This is a genomic window from Streptomyces sp. DSM 118878 (assembly GCF_052936595.1).
The window spans coordinates 3,706,740-3,723,635 of record NZ_CP193622.1 but is presented as its reverse complement, the minus strand read 5'-3'; the positions used below and the strand labels follow the sequence as shown (position 1 = coordinate 3,723,635).

Genomic DNA, 16,896 nt, shown 5'->3' with positions numbered 1-16,896 from the left:
CCACCGTGAAACTGCCGCTTGCGCGATGCTGGAGATAACGTTCGTTCACTTCCCCGGCCGTGTGGCTCGGGGTATCTGTGCTGGGTCAGACGGATGTCGGTACGGATATTCGGTACATGGAGGCAGTGATGGGTGTGGCAGCCGGGCCTATCCGCGTGGTGGTCGCCAAGCCGGGGCTCGACGGGCACGATCGCGGGGCCAAGGTGATCGCGCGGGCGCTGCGCGACGCGGGCATGGAGGTCATCTACACCGGGCTGCACCAGACGCCCGAGCAGGTGGTGGACACCGCGATCCAGGAGGACGCCGACGCGATCGGTCTCTCCATCCTTTCCGGGGCGCACAACACGCTGTTCGCGCGGGTGCTCGAGCTCCTCAAGGAGCGGGAGGCCGAGGACATCCTGGTGTTCGGTGGCGGCATCATCCCCGAGGCGGACATCGCGCCGCTGAAGGAGAAGGGCGTCGCGGAGATCTTCACGCCGGGCGCCACGACCACCGCGATCGTCGATTGGGTCCGCGCCAACGTGCAGCAGCCTGCCGGCGCCTGACCCGTCCGGGCCTCGCGGCGGACTCCGCCCGACTCCGGAGCGGGCGGTGCGGTGCCCTGGCATTCCATGCCCGGGGCGGCGAGGCCTCGCCCCGGGCATCACGCCCTACGTCACCGGCGGCAGCTCGTCCCGTATCGCCGCGCGCAGCCGCAACGTCGTGACCAGGCGCTGGAACGCCTCCGCCCAGTAGCCGCCGGCGCCGGGTGAGGCGTTCTCCGGTTCGTCCGGTATCGCGGTCAGCGCCTCCAGGCGGACGGCCTCCGAGGGGTCGAGGCAGCGCTCCGCCAGGCCCATGACGCCGCTGAAGCTCCAGGGATAACTGCCCGCGTCGCGTGCGATGTTCAAGGCGTCCACGACCGCGCGGCCCAGCGGACCCGCCCAGGGGACCGCGCAGACGCCGAGCAACTGGAAGGCCTCCGAGAGGCCGTGCGCCGCGATGAACCCCGCCACCCACTCGCACCGCTCGGCGGCCGGGAGCGCGGCGAGCAGCTTGGAGCGTTCGGCGAGCGACACGGCCCCGGGGCCCGCCGCGTCGGGTGACGAGGGCGTGCCGAGCAGCGCCCTCGACCAGACCGCGTCCCGCTGGCGCACGGCGGCACGGCACCAGGCGGCGTGCAGCTCGTCCCGCCAGTCGTCGGCCACCGGAAGCGCCACTATCTCGGCGGGGGTGCGGTTGCCGAGCCGGGCCGGCCAGGCGGCGAGCGGCGCCGCCTCCACCAGCTGACCGAGCCACCAGGAACGCTCGCCCCGGCCGGTGGGCGGCTTCGGGACGACACCGTCCCGCTCCATGCCCGCGTCGCATTCGTGGGGTGCCTCGACCATGAGGGTCGGGACGCTCGACACGTGGTCCACCGCCACGTAGGAGGCGGCTCGGGACGCCATCCGTCCGGCCAGTGCCGACACGGGGAGCGCGGAAAGCAGCTCCGCCGCCGTGGCGCGGACATTGCGGCTGCGGTCGGTGAGGGCCCGCTCGAGGAACGGCTCGTCCTCGGCGGACAGACCGGTCCGCAGGGAATCGAGGAACATCAGCCGGTCCTCGGCGCGCTCCGTCGACCATGTCGTCCCGAGCAGCTCGCGGGCCGCGTGGGCATCGTGCGCGCGGAGTGCGGTGAGGAGCGCGACCCGCTCGGCGAAGAGGCCCTCCTCCCAGAGGTGCCGGACCTTCGCCGTCTCTTCCGGGGGCGGCAGCGCCATGCCGCCCCCGGGAGTGGAACGGAGAGCGAACTTCCAGTCGGGGTTGAGACGGGCCAGCCACAACGCCCTGGGGCCCGCGAAGGCGAGGGCCTGCGGACGCAGGTCCGTGCGGCCACGCGCGGCGTTCAGCAGGTCGGGCAGCAGCTCCGGCGGTGCTCCGTACCCCCGCGCGTTGGCCAGAGCGAGCCACTGGGGCAGCAGCTCCATGAGGTCCGGCGCCGCGCCCCGCCGGCCGCTGCCGCCCGTGCCCGCCTGGTCGGTGAGCAGCGTCGCGAGTCTGCGCCGGGCCGCGGGCGGCACCGGTGGCCTGGGGTCGTCGGCAGCGGGCTCGGGCAGGACGGCGGCCGGTGCCGGGCACAGTCCGGCCCTGCGGCGCACGGTCTGCTCCGCCGCCGCGCCGAGAAGGGCGACCGGCGCCTCCTCGCCGAGGGTGCGGAGTGCATCGGGCAGCGCGCGGCGGTCGGTGCCGAGCAGGGCCGTCGTGACCAGCTCGTCCCAGGGCACCTGCGGGGCCACGGGGGCCACGGGGGCCACGAGCTGCGAAGGTGTGCCGGGCATCTGCTCCTCCTCGTATGTCTGTCCCTCCTGGCGTACGTCCGTCAGCAAAGCGACACCACCTCTCCCGGGCCCTTCGGCCAAGCGGCCAAGGGGGTGAAGCCCTGGTGGCCGCACTCGCCGAACACCGTCAGCGGGGCGCCGCCGGACAGGGCGACCATCCGCCAGAGACCCGCGCCCGCCGCCCGCGGTGCCACGGGCAGCGCCGAGACGCCGTCCGTGTCCGCCAGCTGCCAGGAGTCGCCGTCCAGAGTCGGTATCACCGCGGCGAGTGTCACCGGCCACGAATCCAGCCAGGGATCGTCGCGCAGCGCCTCGCCGTAACGGGCGGCTGCCTCGTCCGTACGCACGCCAGGTGGGCGCCGCGCCGTGGGTGCCGGAGCCGTGAACTGCTCGCCCAGCTCCACCCGGAGCTGCCGCGCCCCCGGATATCCGGTCAGCTCGGCGTCGAGCACCAGGCCCACCGGCAGCGCGAGCGCGGGAGCCCGGCCCGCCGCTCCGTAGGCGAGCAGGAGCGCGGTGCGGCCGGAGTCCGTCCCGGACAGCCATATGCGGCGCGTGGTGAGCTTGCCGTCCGAGGTGTCGTACTGCGCGAGGACCTGCCAGTGGTCCCGCAGCGGCGGTCCCTCCGGCTGCGTGGGCAGCCCGATGCGGGAACGGACCGTGACGGCGAGATCGGCCGGCAGCCCATCACGGTGCAGCCAGCCCCGGACGAGGAGGTGGAGCAGCGCGCACTCCTCCAGGAGCCGCACGGGCCAGCCGGGTCCCGAGGCCGGGATGGCCCCCAACTCCCGCACGCGCGCCGCGAGGCCCGGCGCCTGGGCGTCGACCATGCGGGCCGCCGTCTCCTCCCACATGCCGTACCCCGCCTGCTCCGCGGTGGCCGTGCCCCCGCGCAGCAGGTCACAGAGGCGCTGCTCCAGCTCCACCGCCCCCGCCGTGATCCGCTCGGCCCGCTTCTCCGCTCTCCTGCGCGCGGCCTCGGGATCGGCCGGAGCAGCGGCGTCCGGGGCCGAACTCCGCCTCTCTGCCCCTCTCTTGCGGCGGCCGGCCAGCCACTCCCCGGCCCAGGCCGGCGGCTCGCCGTCCGGCACGGTGCCGTCCGCGCCCGCCCAGAGCAACAGCAGCCCCAGCGCGTGTTTGCACGGGAACTTCCGGCTCGGACAACTGCACTTGTACGCCGGACCCGCCGTGTCCGCGATGTCCACGACCGTCTGATACGGCTTGCTGCCGCTTCCCTTGCACAGCCCCCACACCGTCCCCTCGCTCGAACTGCCCGCCTCCGACCACGGGCCCGCGACACCGAGTTTGCTGCCCGCCTTGCGTGACGGAGCGTCAGGCGCCAGTGCCAGCACCTGATCCGCCGTCCAGCGCACCCCCTGCTGAGTCATGTCTCGAAGGTAGGCGCCGCCACTGACAATCGACCTTGCCGTCCGTATTTCCACAGGTCAGCGGCGTGCGAGGGTCGATTGTCAGTGGCGTGGTGCACGGTGGAACCACATCCGGGCCAGACGTGTCCGGACGAGCTGGAGGGGGATCGCTCCATGTCCGTATCCGTCGACTCGACGACGTCCGCGACCGCGAATCCGGCCGAGGCCCTGCGGCCCCATGCCGAGCACGCGTTCGCCGCCGAACTGACCGCGCTCGCCGCGCAGGACGACCGGCCGCGGCCGCGGCGGTGGAATCTGTCGCCGTGGGCCGTCGCCACGTATCTGCTCGGCGGCACGCTGCCCGACGGCACGGTGATCACGCCTAAGTACGTGGGCCCCCGCCGTATCGTCGAGGTCGCCGTCACCACCCTCGCGACCGACCGCGCCCTGCTCCTGCTCGGTGTGCCCGGCACCGCCAAGACCTGGGTGTCGGAGCACCTCGCCGCGGCGGTCAGCGGTGACTCGACGCTGCTCGTGCAGGGCACGGCGGGCACACCGGAGGAAGCCATCCGGTACGGGTGGAACTACGCGCAGCTCCTCGCCCACGGCCCCAGCCGCGACGCGCTCGTGCCCAGCCCCGTCATGCGCGCGATGTCCGAGGGCATGACGGCACGCGTCGAGGAGCTGACCCGCATCCCGGCCGATATGCAGGACACGCTGATCACGATCCTGTCCGAGAAGACCCTGCCCATCCCGGAGCTGGGCCAGGAGGTCCAGGCGGTACGGGGGTTCAACGTCATCGCCACCGCCAACAACCGCGACCGCGGGGTCAACGACCTGTCGAGCGCGCTGCGCCGCCGCTTCAACACGGTCGTCCTGCCGCTGCCGGCGACCGCCGACGCCGAGGTCGACATCGTCTCGCGCCGCGTCGACCAGATCGGGCGCTCGCTCGACCTGCCCACGGGACCCGAGGGCATCGACGAGATACGGCGTGTCGTCACCGTCTTCCGCGAGCTGCGCGACGGCGTGACCGCCGACGGGCGTACGAAGGTGAAGTCGCCCAGCGGCACGCTGTCGACCGCCGAGGCCATCTCAGTCGTCACCAACGGCCTCGCCCTGGCCACCCACTTCGGGGACGGTGTCCTGCGCCCCGGCGACGTCGCCGCCGGCATCCTCGGCGCCGTCGTGCGTGATCCGGCGGCGGACCGCGTGATCTGGCAGGAGTATCTGGAGGCGGTCGTGCGCGAGCGCGACGGCTGGAAGGACTTCTACCGCGCCTGCCGGGAGGTGAGCGTATGACCAGGGCGGGGGAAGGCGTGGAGGCCGGGGCGCTGCTGCTCGGGGTGCGGCACCACGGGCCCGGGTCTGCGCGTGCCGTGCGGGCGGCGCTCGACGCGGTACGGCCCGACGCCGTCCTCGTCGAGGGGCCGCCGGAGGCCGACCCGCTGGTCGGGCTCGCCGCGGACGAGGGGATGCGGCCGCCCGTCGCGCTGCTCGCGCACGTGGTGGACGAGCCGGGCCGCTCGGCGTTCTGGCCGCTCGCCGAGTTCTCCCCGGAGTGGGTGGCCATCCGGTGGGCCGTCGGGCGGGGCGTGCCGGTGCGCTTCATCGACCTGCCGGCCGCGCACTCGCTGGCGCGGACCGAGGAGCTTCCGGGCTCCGACGGGGGCGGCCAGGCGGGCTCCGACGGGGGCGGGGTGGCAGCCTCCGACAGGGGTGGTGAGGCAGCCTCCGACAGGGGTGGTGAGGCTCCGGCGGAGGAGGACGCCCTGCGTGTCGATCCGCTGGCCGTGCTCGCCGAGACCGCCGGGTACGACGACCCCGAGCGGTGGTGGGAGGACGTGGTCGAACACCGCGCGGCGGAGGGCGACGCGTTGGCGCCGTTCGAGGCGCTCGGCGACGCCATGGGGGCCCTCCGCGAGACCTACGGGGACGGTGGGGACGGCCGTGACCTGGTCCGCGAGGCCTACATGCGACTCCAGACGCGGGCCGCCGTGCGGGAGTTCGGGGAGGGGCGCGTGGCCGTGGTGTGCGGGGCCTGGCATGTGCCTGCCCTGCGGCGCAGGACCACCGTGGCCGCCGACCGGGCGCTGCTCAAGGGGCTGCCCAAGGTGAAGGCCGAGATGACGTGGGTGCCGTGGACCCACCGCAGGCTCTCCCGCGCCAGTGGGTACGGGGCGGGAATCGTGTCGCCAGGCTGGTACGGACACCTGTTCAACGCCCCCGACCGGCCCGTCGAGCGCTGGATGACCAAGGTCGCGAGGCTGCTGCGCGACGAGGACCGGCTCGTCTCGTCCGCGCACGTCATCGAGGCGGTCAGGCTCGCCGACACGCTCGCCGCGATGCGGGGGCGGCCGCTGGCCGGGCTCACCGAGACGACCGACGCCGTGCGGGCGGTGATGTGCGAGGGCTCGGACGTGCCGCTCGCCCTGGTGCACGACAAGCTGGTCGTCGGCGATGTCCTGGGCGAGGTCCCCGAGGCGGCGCCCGCGGTGCCGCTGCAGCGCGACCTCACGCGGTTGCAGCGCAGACTGCGGCTCAAACCGGAGGCCCTGGACCGGGAACTGGAGCTGGACCTGCGCAAGGAGACGGACTCGGCGCGCAGCACACTGCTGCACCGGCTGCGGCTCCTCGGGGTCGGCTGGGGGGAGCCGGCGCGGTCCCGCGGGAGCACGGGGACGTTTCGGGAGACGTGGCGGCTGCGGTGGGAACCGGAGCTTTCCGTTCGGGTCGCGGAGGCGGGCGTATGGGGGACCACGGTGCTGGGCGCGGCCACCGGCAAGGCCTCTGCCGACGCGGTCGGGGCGGTGGCGCTGGCTGACGTCACGGCACTCGCCGAGCGGTGCCTGCTGGCGGAGCTGCCGGACGCGCTGCCGGTGGCGATGCGGGTCCTCGCCGACCGTGCGGCACTGGACGCGGACGTCGGCCACCTCGCGCAGGCGCTGCCCGCGCTGGTGCGGTCGCTGCGGTACGGGAACGTGCGGGGCACGGACACGGCAGCGCTCGGCGAGGTGGCCCTCGGCCTTGCCGAGCGGGTCTTCGTGGGGCTGCCGGGTGCGTGCGCGGGCCTCGACACGGACGCGGCGCTGGAGATGCGGGGCCATGTCGACGCGGTGCATCAGGCCGTGGGACTGCTCGGCGAGTTCGGGGCGGGGGGTGCCGGGAGTGACGCAACGGGCTCTGGGCCCGCGAGCACGCCGGCCGTGCGCACCCGGTGGTGGTCCGTGCTGCGGCTGCTGGCGCAGCGGGACGCCGTGGCCGGGGTCGTCCGGGGACGGAGTGTGCGGCTGCTGCTGGACAGCGGGGAACTGGCGGACGAGGAGGCCGCCCGCCTCATGGGCCTGGCACTGTCACGCGGCAGCGAACCCGCCGAGGGGGCCGCCTGGATCGAGGGCTTCGTCGGCGGCGGCTCCGGGGGCGGCATGCTCCTCGTCCACGACCAGCGCCTGCTCGGCCTGGTGGACGCCTGGCTGAGCGGGGTGTCGGGCGACGCCTTCGTCGACGTACTGCCGCTGCTGCGGCGCACGTTCTCGGCGTATGAGCCCGGAGTGCGGAGGACTCTGGGGGAGTTGGTGCGCCGAGGACCCGCCACAGCCGCCCCCGCGCCGGCCGGCCACGGCATATCCGGCTTCGCCGAGAAACTCGACGCCGACCGCGCGGCCGCCGTGGTGCCGACGGTGCGGTTGCTGCTCGGGTTGGCGGGGGCGGATGCGGGGGCGGATGCGGGCCGAGTGGGGGTGGCGAGGTGACCGGAGGCGTGGCGATGGGCGCCGCCGGGCTGTTGGAGGCGGGGCGGTGAGAACCCCGCGGCGGGGCGTGGCGCCTCGGTGGGGCTCACCTTGGCGGGGCATGGCGCCTCGGCGGGAAGCTGCGGGGTCCCAGGACCCGGCGGTCGGTGGTCGGCCGCCGGTGGTCGGTGGCCGGAGGTCCGTGGTTGGTGTTCGGTGATCGGCCGCCGGTGGCAGGTGGTCCGTGGTCGGCCGTCGGCGCTCGGTGGCCAGTGATCGGCGCCCGGCGGTCCGTGGTTGGTGGTGGTGTTCGGCCGCCGGTGCTCGGCCGCCGGCCGCCGGTGCTCGGCCGCCGGCCGCCGGTGCTCGGCCGCCGGCCGCCGGTGCTCGGCCGCCGGCCGCCGGTGCTCGGACGCCGGCGCTCGGTGGCAGGTGGCAGGTGGCAGGTGGCAGGTGGCAGGTGGCCGGCGGTCGATGGCAGGTGGTCGGCGGTCGATGGTCGGCGCTCGTGGGTGGGAGGAGTTTGACGTGGCTGGTGTGGCGGGGCAGGGCGGTTCGGGAGGGGTGGACGGCGTGGGGGATGAGCGGCTGCGGCGGTGGCGGTTGGTGCTGGGCGGGGGCGGGGCCGATGGCACCGGGTGCGCGCTCGGGAGCCGGGATTCCGCGATGGACGGGGCGCTTCAGGCGCTCTACGGGGCCGGGAGCGAGAAGGGGGGCCGGAAGCGGGAGCAGGGACGGGAGCGGGCCGCGGGGCTCGGGGGGTCCGCGCCGGCCGTGGCGCGGTGGCTCGGGGACATCCGGACGTACTTCCCCTCCTCCGTCGTCCAGGTGATGCAGCGCGACGCCATCGACCGGCTCGGGCTCTCCGCGCTGCTCCTGGAGCCCGAGATGCTGGAGGCCGTCGAGGCGGACGTCCACCTGGTGGGCACGCTGCTGTCACTCAACAAGGCCATGCCGGAGACGACCAAGGAGACCGCGCGCGCTGTCGTACGCAAGGTCGTCGAGGACCTGGAGAAGCGGCTCGCGACGCGGGCCCGCTCCACCCTCACCGGAGCGCTGGACCGCAGCGCGCGCGTCAGCAGGCCGCGCCACCACGACATCGACTGGAACCGCACGATCGCGGCCAACCTGAAGAACTACCTGCCGGAGTACCGGACGGTCGTCCCCGAGCGGCTCATCGGGTACGGGCGGGCCTCGCAGTCCGTGAAGAAGGAGGTCATCCTCTGCATCGACCAGTCGGGTTCGATGGCGGCGTCCGTCGTGTACGCCTCGGTGTTCGGGGCGGTGCTGGGCTCCATGCGCGCGCTCAACACGCGGCTCGTCGTCTTCGACACCAACGTCGTCGATCTGACCGAGCAGCTCGACGATCCGGTGGACGTCCTCTTCGGGACGCAGTTGGGTGGCGGTACCGACATCAACCGTGCCCTCGCCTACTGCCAGTCACAGATCAGCCGCCCCGCCGACACCGTCGTCGTGCTCATCAGCGACCTCTACGAAGGAGGCATCCGTGACGAGATGCTGAAGCGGGTCGCGGCCATGAAGGCGTCCGGAGTGCAGTTCGTGACGCTGCTCGCGCTCTCCGACGAGGGGACACCCGCGTACGACCGTGAGCACGCGGCGGCGCTCGCCGCGCTGGACGCGCCGGCCTTCGCCTGCACACCCGACCTCTTCCCGGAGGTGATGGCCGCCGCGATAGAGAAGCGCCCCCTCCCCATACCCGACACGGCCGCGGCCGTGGGAGCGTGACGTACGTCTCGTACAGCGGTCGATTGCCGGAGCAACGGGAGCAAACGGGCGGGCCTGGGCCGCGATCCGAGGCGTCCAGGTGCCCGGTGGCACACGATCTGTGACCGTCATCACCGCCCAAATGTGATCTGCGATTTAGGGAGGCACGGCCCACGGCGATAACCTGCGAGACGGACATGCCGCGTACTGGACTCCGTCCTACGCCTCCCTTGTGACAGCGCAGTCACGTTGCCCTCCGCGGCACGCCCACGCAGACAGCTGACACCAAAGCAGCGAGATCGCAGCGAGATCACGGATTAGGGACGGACGCGCGTGGACCTGTTCGAGTACCAGGCGAGGGACCTCTTCGCCAAGCACGGTGTACCGGTGCTGGCCGGTGAAGTCATCGACACGCCTGAGGCGGCGCGCGAGGCCACCGAGCGACTGGGCGGCAAGTCGGTCGTCAAGGCGCAGGTGAAGGTCGGCGGCCGCGGCAAGGCCGGCGGCGTGAAGCTGGCGGCGACGCCGGACGAGGCCGTCGCTCGCGCGACGGACATCCTCGGGATGGACATCAAGGGCCACACGGTCCACAAGGTGATGATCGCCGAGCTGTCCCCGGAGATCGAGGCGGAGTACTACGTCTCGTACCTCCTCGACCGCACCAACCGCACGTTCCTCGCCATGGCGTCGGTGCAGGGCGGCATGGACATCGAGGAGGTCGCGGAGAAGACCCCCGAGGCCCTCGCGAAGGTCCCGGTCAACGCCGTCGAGGGCGTGGACATCGAGAAGGCCCGCGAGATCGTGGCCCAGGCGAAGTTCCCGGCCGAGGTGGCCGAGGGTGTCGCCGAGGCCATGGTGACCCTGTGGGACACCTTCGTCGCCGAGGACGCGCTCCTCGTCGAGGTCAACCCGCTGGTGAAGACCAAGGACGGTCGCATCCTGGCCCTGGACGGCAAGGTCTCGCTCGACGAGAACGCCGACTTCCGCCAGCCCGACCACGAGGCGCTCGAGGACAAGGCCGCAGCCAACCCGCTCGAGGCTGCCGCCAAGGCCAAGAACCTCAACTACGTGAAGCTCGACGGCGAGGTCGGCATCATCGGCAACGGCGCGGGTCTCGTCATGAGCACCCTCGACGTCGTCGCGTACGCCGGTGAGGCGCACGGCGGCGTGAAGCCCGCCAACTTCCTCGACATCGGTGGTGGCGCCTCCGCCGAGGTCATGGCGAACGGCCTGGAGATCATCCTCGGCGACTCGGACGTCAAGTCCGTCTTCGTCAACGTGTTCGGTGGCATCACCGCGTGCGACGAGGTCGCCAACGGCATCGTGCAGGCCCTGGAGCTGCTCGCCTCCAAGGGCGAGAAGGTCGAGAAGCCGCTGGTCGTGCGCCTCGACGGCAACAACGCGGAGCTGGGTCGCAAGATCCTGAGCGACGCCAACCACCCGCTCGTGCAGCGCGTGGACACCATGGACGGCGCGGCCGACAAGGCCGCCGAGCTCGCGGCCGCGAAGTAAGGACGAGGGACAAAAACAGCCATGGCTATCTTCCTCAACAAGGACAGCAAGGTCATCGTCCAGGGCATGACCGGTGCCACGGGCATGAAGCACACCAAGCTCATGCTGGGTGACGGCACCAACATCGTCGGCGGCGTGAACCCGCGCAAGGCCGGCACCGAGGTCGACTTCGACGGCACGTCCGTCCCGGTCTTCGGCACGGTCAAGGAGGCCATGGAGAAGACGGGCGCCAACGTCTCCGTCCTCTTCGTGCCCCCGGCCTTCTCCAAGGCCGCCGTCGTCGAGGCGATCGACGCGGAGATCCCCCTCGCGGTCGTCATCACCGAGGGCATCGCCGTCCACGACTCCGCCGCCTTCTGGGCGTACGCGAAGTCGAAGGGCAACAAGACCCGCATCATCGGCCCGAACTGCCCCGGTCTCATCACCCCGGGCCAGTCCAACGCCGGCATCATCCCGGGCGACATCACGAAGCCGGGCCGCATCGGCCTGGTCTCGAAGTCCGGCACGCTGACGTACCAGATGATGTACGAGCTCCGTGACATCGGCTTCTCGTCGGCCGTCGGCATCGGTGGCGACCCGGTCATCGGCACGACGCACATCGACGCCCTCGAGGCGTTCGAGGCCGACCCCGAGACCGACCTGATCGTCATGATCGGTGAGATCGGCGGCGACGCCGAGGAGCGCGCGGCGGACTTCATCAAGGCCAACGTGACGAAGCCGGTCGTCGGCTACGTCGCGGGCTTCACGGCCCCCGAGGGCAAGACGATGGGCCACGCGGGCGCCATCGTCTCCGGCTCCTCCGGCACGGCCGCCGCGAAGAAGGAGGCCCTTGAGGCCGCCGGCGTCAAGGTCGGCAAGACGCCGACCGAGACCGCCAAGCTCGCGCGCGAGATCCTCGCCGGCTGAGCAGTTCCCTGGCCTCTGGCCCAGCGGTTCTTGGAGCGGGCCCGCATCTCACATGAGATGCGGGCCCGCTCTCGTCGTTCCCGCGCCGCTGCCGGGGGCGCGTCCGGGTGGGTGTGGGATGGGTGCTACCTGAGGTCCGGGGTCAGGTGGCCCGGGCCCTTCGAGAGCTGGGCGTCGAGGTAGGTGTGCAGGGCTCGGGACCTGTCCGTCAGGGGGGAGGGGCCCATGTGCGGGGGGACGCCGTTGATCGCCCTGCCGGGGGAGAGGGGGGCCTCGTAGTGGGTCGGGGCCGTGTGCAGCGTCAGGGTCGTCGCGCCGACGATCAGTGCCGTGAAGGCGATCGCCGTGCGGGTCCCGACGCGGGTGCGGTGCTCGCTGCGCACGCGGAGGCTCTCGGCCCCGGGGGGCCGGAGGCGCTCGGTGGCGCCCAGTTCGGCGAGGCGGCGGTGGAGCTCCTCGGGGTCCGCCAGTTCGGGCAGGGCCGCGGCCACCGCCTCGCGCGCGTGCGTCAGGCGGTACGCGGTGGCCGGAGTGCTTGCCTCCATCTCGGCGGCGGTGTCCGGCAGGTCGAGGCCCACGCCGTCGTAGAGCAGCAGGGCGCGGCGCTGGACGGGCGGCAGGCTCAGGAGCACGTGGAAGAGGGCGCGGTCGGCCGAGTCGGCGGGCGGGGCATCCGGGTGACGCAGGCCGGGGCGGAAGCGGTGCCAGGGGGACATCGCGTACTCGTGCACGGCGGCGCGTACCCAGCCCGCGGGGTCGCGGTCCACGGCCACCTCGGGCCACCGCTGCCACGCCTGCTGAAAGGCGCGCTCCACCGACTCCTGGGCCAGGCTCCGCCTGCCGGTGAGCAGAAACGCCTGGCGGACCAGGGTGGGAGCGGCGCGGTCACAGAGGGCGTCGAAGGCCTTGGAGGCTTCGGAGGCCTCGGAGGTCTCGGAGGTCTCGGAGGTCCTGGAGGGGCGGACGGGGGCGGTGGAGCCGGCGGGGTTGCTGTGGCCACCGGCGTAATGGGGACTGCTGGGGCCCAGGTGGGTACGCAGCTCCGACCTTGGCCCGGCTCGCTCGGCTCGCTCGGTAGGGCGGGCCGGTCTCTTCGGGGTGGTGGCCAAGGCGGTCAGGAGCTTTGCGTATGTTCTGCCTTCGTGGCCCTGGGGGTGCATGCGGCCGGACTCCCAGAGGCGGACCGTCTCGGGGGAGACGCCGAGCGTCGCGGCGAGCTCCGCCCGGGTCAGCGACTTCGCCTCGCGCAGCCTGCGACGTTCCTTGGGGGACGGCAGAGACGTGGCAGGGCTCTGGGTCATGTCGGACTCTCCGCAGCGTGGGCCGACGCACCACGGACTGCCGGGCGCGGCCGTCCGCAGTACGAATAGTTACATAAACGTATATTGGGCGACACATCCGATATTCGCCTGTTACGCAGAGAAAGCGCGTGTCGTTGGCAGCATGGCGGGGTGACCCTAACGACCGATCACAGCGCAGCGCCGCCGCCCGTGAAACCGTCGCGCGAACGGTTGCGCGACTGTCCCCCCGGCCTGGTCGCCTGCATGGCGCTGGGGGCCATCGCCGCATGCCTCGGTCTCGGCGCGCTCGCCGTCCTCGTGGTGATGCCGTGGATCGCTTCGCCCTACCCGGACAGCGGGCCCGGCGGGGTGCTGCGGGTCGTGGCGAGCCTCTGGTTCCTCGCGCACGGCACCGATCTGATCAGGGCGGACACCATCTCGGGCGTGCCGGCGCCGGTCGGGATCACGCCGCTGCTCCTCGTCGCCCTGCCGGGCTGGCTCGCGCACCGGGCGGCGTGGGGCGCGGCGGCTCGCGAGGCGCGCGGTCATCCCGTACGGACGGCGTGGTACGGGGTGGTGTCGGGGTATCTGCTGGTCGCCCTGTGCGCACTGCTGTACGCGTCGGGCGGCGAGCCGAGGCCCGACTGGTTCGGTGCGGTGGTGCACGTGCCGCTGCTGGTGGCGGTGGCCGCCGGGTTCGGGGTGTGGGCCGCGCACGGGCACCCCCGAGGTCCTGTGCCGGTGTCGATGTGGCCCGCCCTGAACACGCTGCCCGTCTGGGTACGGTCCTGTGTCATGCGGAGGCTCTTCGTGCGCCGCAGTGTGCTGGCCGTGGCGCGGGCGGGGCTGGCGGGCGCGCTGGCACTCGTCGGCGGCGGTGCGCTGCTCGTCGCGGTGGCCCTCGTACTGAACCTAGGGCCGGTCCAGGCGTCGTTCGGCGAGATCACGAGCGTGTGGTCGGGCAGCTTCGCGGTGGCCCTGCTGGCCTTGGCCCTGGTGCCGAATGCCGCGGTGTGGGGCGCGGCCTACGCCCTCGGTCCCGGCTTCGCCCTCGGCACGGGCACCCTGGTGGCCCCCGAGGCGGTGGAAGGGGGGCCGCGGTTGCCGCCGTTCCCCCTGCTCGAGGCGGTGCCCGCGGCGGGGCTCGGGGGGCTGCTCGGCACGGTGGTCCTCGTGGTGCCGGTGGCGGCGGGGTGCGTGGTGGCGTGGCTGGTCGTCCAGGCGGCGGCGCCCGCCTTCGGGGAGCGGACCGAGGTCTGGTCGGCGGTGCGTACCGCTGCGGGCGCGGCGGCGTCCGCGGTGCTGTGCGGGGTGTCCATGGCGGTGCTCGCGGCGCTGGCGGGCGGGCCGATGGGCGTGGCGGTCCTGGCCGACTTCGGTCCGGCGTGGTGGCTGGTGGGGACGGCGGCGCTGGGGTGGACGGCGGTGGTCGCGGTACCCGTGGCCCTCGCCGTACGGGCCTGGCGTCTGCTGGTGGCGGCCGGCAGGCGCCCCCAGTGGGCCACGCGGCTCGGCCTGCCGTTCTCCGGAGCCCTGCCGCGCCCCCGGCTGCCACGTCCGCCGCTGCCGCGCCCCCGCCTGTCCCTGTCCCGGCTGTGGCTCGCACGGGCAGGGCAGCCGACCCCACCGCTCCAGGACACCCCCGACCCGGCGACCACGGCTTCGCCTACGGCCGTGCCCTCGGGTTCGCCCCAGGCGGGCCAAGCGGGCCAGGCGGGCCAGGCGGGGGAGACCACGGCTTTGCCCCAGGCGGGTTCGGCAGCCGAGCCTTCACCCCAGGCGGGCACGGCGATCACGGTCTCGCCCCAGGCCGGGCCCGCGACCTCGGCTTCGCCACCGATCATGGCCATGGCTGGGGCCACGCCCATGGCTGCGGATTCCCCCGAGGCCACCATGCCTGCGCCTGCGGATTCCCCTGAGACCACCATGCCTGCGTCCGCGGAATCCCCCGAGGCCACGATGCCTGCGCCCACGGCTTCGCCGGAGGCCGGCCCTTCAGCCGCGGCCCCGGCGTCGCTCCACGAGCCCGAGCCCGAGCCCGAATCCGAGCCCGAGCCGGACCAGGCCGACCGGCGGTCCAAGCCAGGCCGAACCCGATCCCGATCCAGGCCCGGCCGACGCGGTTGACCCGAGCCCGGCCAACAGCCCGACGACTCCGAGCTCACCGAAGCGAGCCGCCGAACCGGCCAGGCCCGGGCCTTAGTCCTGCTCCCCCAGAAGCGGCCGTAGCTGCTCGGGCAGCAGGTCCTCGCAGGCCTGCTGCGACGTGTTCGTGAGGGCGTCGTCCACGCACGTGTAGTAGTCCTGGTAGACGAGCTGTGCCGTGAACGTTCCCGCCACCATGAGCAGCGCGAGCGCCCCCGTCACCAGGCCGCTGATCGCGGCCGTCGTCTGCGGCCTGGTCGTCGGGGCCGCGGCCCGCTGCCCCGCACCGCCCTGCGCGGGAGCCGGGGCCGTCGGGTCCGGTGTGCGCGGCTTCGCGCGCAGGGACTGGATGGCCCAGCTCGCGGCCAGCGCGCCGAGCAGCAGCGCGACGTACCGCCAGCCGAACAGCGCGAAGAAGAAGGCCCACATGCCGGAGAGCAGGGCGTAGCGTGCTCGCCGCTGCGCGGGGTCCGTCGGGTCCCAGCGCGGTCCGCCGCCGCTGCCGGACTTGGCGGCGTCGTCCTGCCCGGAATTGTCCCGTCGGCCGGGACGCTCGCCGAAGCCGCCCTGGGAGCGGCCCGGCTGGCGGTCGCTCCACTGACTGCCCCACGGCGAGTTCCGCCCGGAGCCGTCGGAGCCGTGGGAGCGGTCGGAATCGTCCCCTGCGGAGTTCCCCGAGGAGTCGCCCGACGAGTCTCCCGAGGGGCGGCGCGGCTGCCACGGCCGGTCCGGAGTCCCCTCCGGCGGCGGCGCGAAGGGGTTGTCGTCGTCCTTGCCCGTTCCCCGGGCACCCGCGTCCTGGGACTCCGGTCCCTGGGAGTCGGGGTCCTGCGGTGGAGACGAAGGGCGGCTACGGTCCGGCATCTGGTGTGCGTCTTCCCTTTGGTAGGGCCGCGGTGGAGCCCATGTGCGGCTCGGCAACTCGGCGTTCGTCGGTGTTGGGGCGCTTTCCCGCAGACGCTACCCTCCGCCCGCGCCCCCGTCCCGTGAGGGGCGGTTCCGTGTGCCGGTATCGTTGCTGGCGGTCGGCCGCTTCGTAGGGTTCCCCGTATCGAGGGAGGCGAAGCCTTCGTACGACCGTACAAAGCCGCGCGCGCCGAGTCGCACGTACCAAGACACGTAAGACACGCACGCCGGACGCACGACGCAAGCACAACGCACGACGCACGCACGACGCGCCTCCCGAGACGCACCTCCCGAGAAAGGGCCCCGCTGTGGCCGAGAACGCTGTGGCCGAGCGCGCCGAACCAGCCGGGGGCGCCGAACCTGCCGAGCGCCCCGAACCAGCCCAGCGCCCCAAGCGGATCGTCGTGCTGGTGTCCGGTTCGGGCACGAACCTCCAGGCCCTGCTCGACACGATCCGCGCCGAGGGTGCCGAGGGCTACGGCGCCGAGATCGTCGCCGTGGGCGCCGACCGCGACGGCATCGCGGGCCTGGAGCGCGCGGAGCGTGCCGGGATCCCGACCTTCGTCTGCCGGGTGAGGGACCACGAGACCCGCGAGGCGTGGGACGCGGCCCTGGCCGGGGCGACGGCCGCGTACGGCCCCGACCTGGTGGTCTCCGCCGGGTTCATGAAGATCGTGGGGAAGGAGTTCCTCGCGCGCTTCGGCGGGCGGTTCGTGAACACGCACCCCGCGCTGCTGCCCAGTTTTCCGGGGGCCCACGGTGCGCGCGACGCGCTCGCGTACGGCGTGAAGGTCACCGGTTGCACCGTCCACTTCGTCGACGACGGCGTCGACACCGGCCCGATCATCGCCCAGGGCGTGGTCGAGGTCCGGGACGAGGACGACGAGAGCGCTCTGCACGAGCGCATCAAGGAAGTCGAGCGCACGCTGCTCGTCGATGTCGTGGGGCGTCTGGCCCGGCACGGCTACCGCATTGAGGGACGAAAGGTTCTTATCCCGTGACCGCCGAACCCAAGAACGCCGCGAGCGCA

At 73.2% G+C, this 16,896-nt stretch carries 12 protein-coding genes; 8 read left to right on the top strand and 4 right to left on the bottom strand.

What is annotated here, in order from left to right; genetic code table 11:
* Positions 1-128 precede the first annotated feature (128 nt).
* The gene (locus ACRAKF_RS16330; RefSeq protein WP_447042012.1) at positions 129-545 is read left to right on the top strand and encodes a cobalamin B12-binding domain-containing protein; all 417 of its coding nucleotides are present in this window, start codon (positions 129-131) and stop codon (positions 543-545) included.
* Between the two features lie 105 nt (positions 546-650).
* On the opposite strand, the gene ACRAKF_RS16325 is transcribed toward ACRAKF_RS16330, so the two are convergent.
* Together ACRAKF_RS16325 and ACRAKF_RS16320 are read right to left on the bottom strand one after the other, a co-directional pair.
* Entirely contained in the window at positions 651-2,297 is a 1,647-nt protein-coding gene (locus tag ACRAKF_RS16325) for a DUF5691 domain-containing protein (protein ID WP_447037905.1), read from the bottom strand.
* A 41-nt stretch (positions 2,298-2,338) separates the two neighbouring features.
* Entirely contained in the window at positions 2,339-3,685 is a 1,347-nt protein-coding gene (locus ACRAKF_RS16320) for an SWIM zinc finger family protein (protein ID WP_447037904.1), read from the bottom strand.
* A 153-nt stretch (positions 3,686-3,838) separates the two neighbouring features.
* Here ACRAKF_RS16320 and ACRAKF_RS16315 point away from each other — a divergent pair, with 153 nt between their 5' ends.
* The 5 genes from ACRAKF_RS16315 (at position 3,839) to sucD (ending at position 11,535) form a co-directional block, all read left to right on the top strand.
* Positions 3,839-4,963 (top strand): ATP-binding protein, encoded by a 1,125-nt coding sequence (locus ACRAKF_RS16315; RefSeq protein WP_447037903.1) that lies wholly within the window; start codon positions 3,839-3,841, stop codon positions 4,961-4,963.
* A complete protein-coding gene (locus ACRAKF_RS16310; RefSeq protein WP_447037902.1) occupies positions 4,960-7,413 on the top strand; it encodes a DUF5682 family protein in 2,454 nt (817 codons plus the stop codon). The genes ACRAKF_RS16315 and ACRAKF_RS16310 overlap by 4 nt, the downstream gene beginning before the upstream one ends.
* 507 nt (positions 7,414-7,920) lie before the next feature.
* Positions 7,921-9,138, top strand: coding sequence for a VWA domain-containing protein (locus ACRAKF_RS16305; protein ID WP_447037901.1), 1,218 nt, complete (start codon positions 7,921-7,923; stop codon positions 9,136-9,138).
* A 312-nt stretch (positions 9,139-9,450) separates the two neighbouring features.
* On the top strand, positions 9,451-10,629 hold the full coding sequence (sucC, locus tag ACRAKF_RS16300) for an ADP-forming succinate--CoA ligase subunit beta (RefSeq protein ID WP_447037900.1): 1,179 nt from the start codon (positions 9,451-9,453) through the stop codon (positions 10,627-10,629).
* A 21-nt stretch (positions 10,630-10,650) separates the two neighbouring features.
* Entirely contained in the window at positions 10,651-11,535 is an 885-nt protein-coding gene (sucD, locus tag ACRAKF_RS16295) for a succinate--CoA ligase subunit alpha (protein WP_447037899.1), read from the top strand.
* 125 nt (positions 11,536-11,660) lie between these two features.
* Here the strand turns inward: sucD and ACRAKF_RS16290 are convergent, their stop codons facing one another.
* Positions 11,661-12,836 (bottom strand): sigma factor-like helix-turn-helix DNA-binding protein, encoded by a 1,176-nt coding sequence (locus tag ACRAKF_RS16290; RefSeq protein WP_447037898.1) that lies wholly within the window; start codon positions 12,834-12,836, stop codon positions 11,661-11,663.
* Between the two features lie 243 nt (positions 12,837-13,079).
* On the opposite strand from ACRAKF_RS16290, the gene ACRAKF_RS16285 reads away from it, so the two are divergent.
* A complete protein-coding gene (locus ACRAKF_RS16285; protein ID WP_447037897.1) occupies positions 13,080-14,942 on the top strand; it encodes a cell division protein PerM in 1,863 nt (620 codons plus the stop codon).
* A gap of 72 nt (positions 14,943-15,014) precedes the next feature.
* Here the strand turns inward: ACRAKF_RS16285 and ACRAKF_RS16280 are convergent, their stop codons facing one another.
* Complete coding sequence (locus ACRAKF_RS16280) at positions 15,015-15,824, bottom strand: hypothetical protein (RefSeq protein ID WP_447037896.1); 810 nt, start codon at positions 15,822-15,824, stop codon at positions 15,015-15,017.
* Between the two features lie 440 nt (positions 15,825-16,264).
* Here ACRAKF_RS16280 and purN point away from each other — a divergent pair, with 440 nt between their 5' ends.
* Positions 16,265-16,867 carry a phosphoribosylglycinamide formyltransferase gene (gene purN, locus ACRAKF_RS16275; protein WP_447042010.1) on the top strand — a complete coding sequence of 201 codons (603 nt, stop codon included), beginning with the start codon at positions 16,265-16,267 and terminating at the stop codon, positions 16,865-16,867.
* The last annotated feature ends 29 nt before the right edge of the window (positions 16,868-16,896 follow it).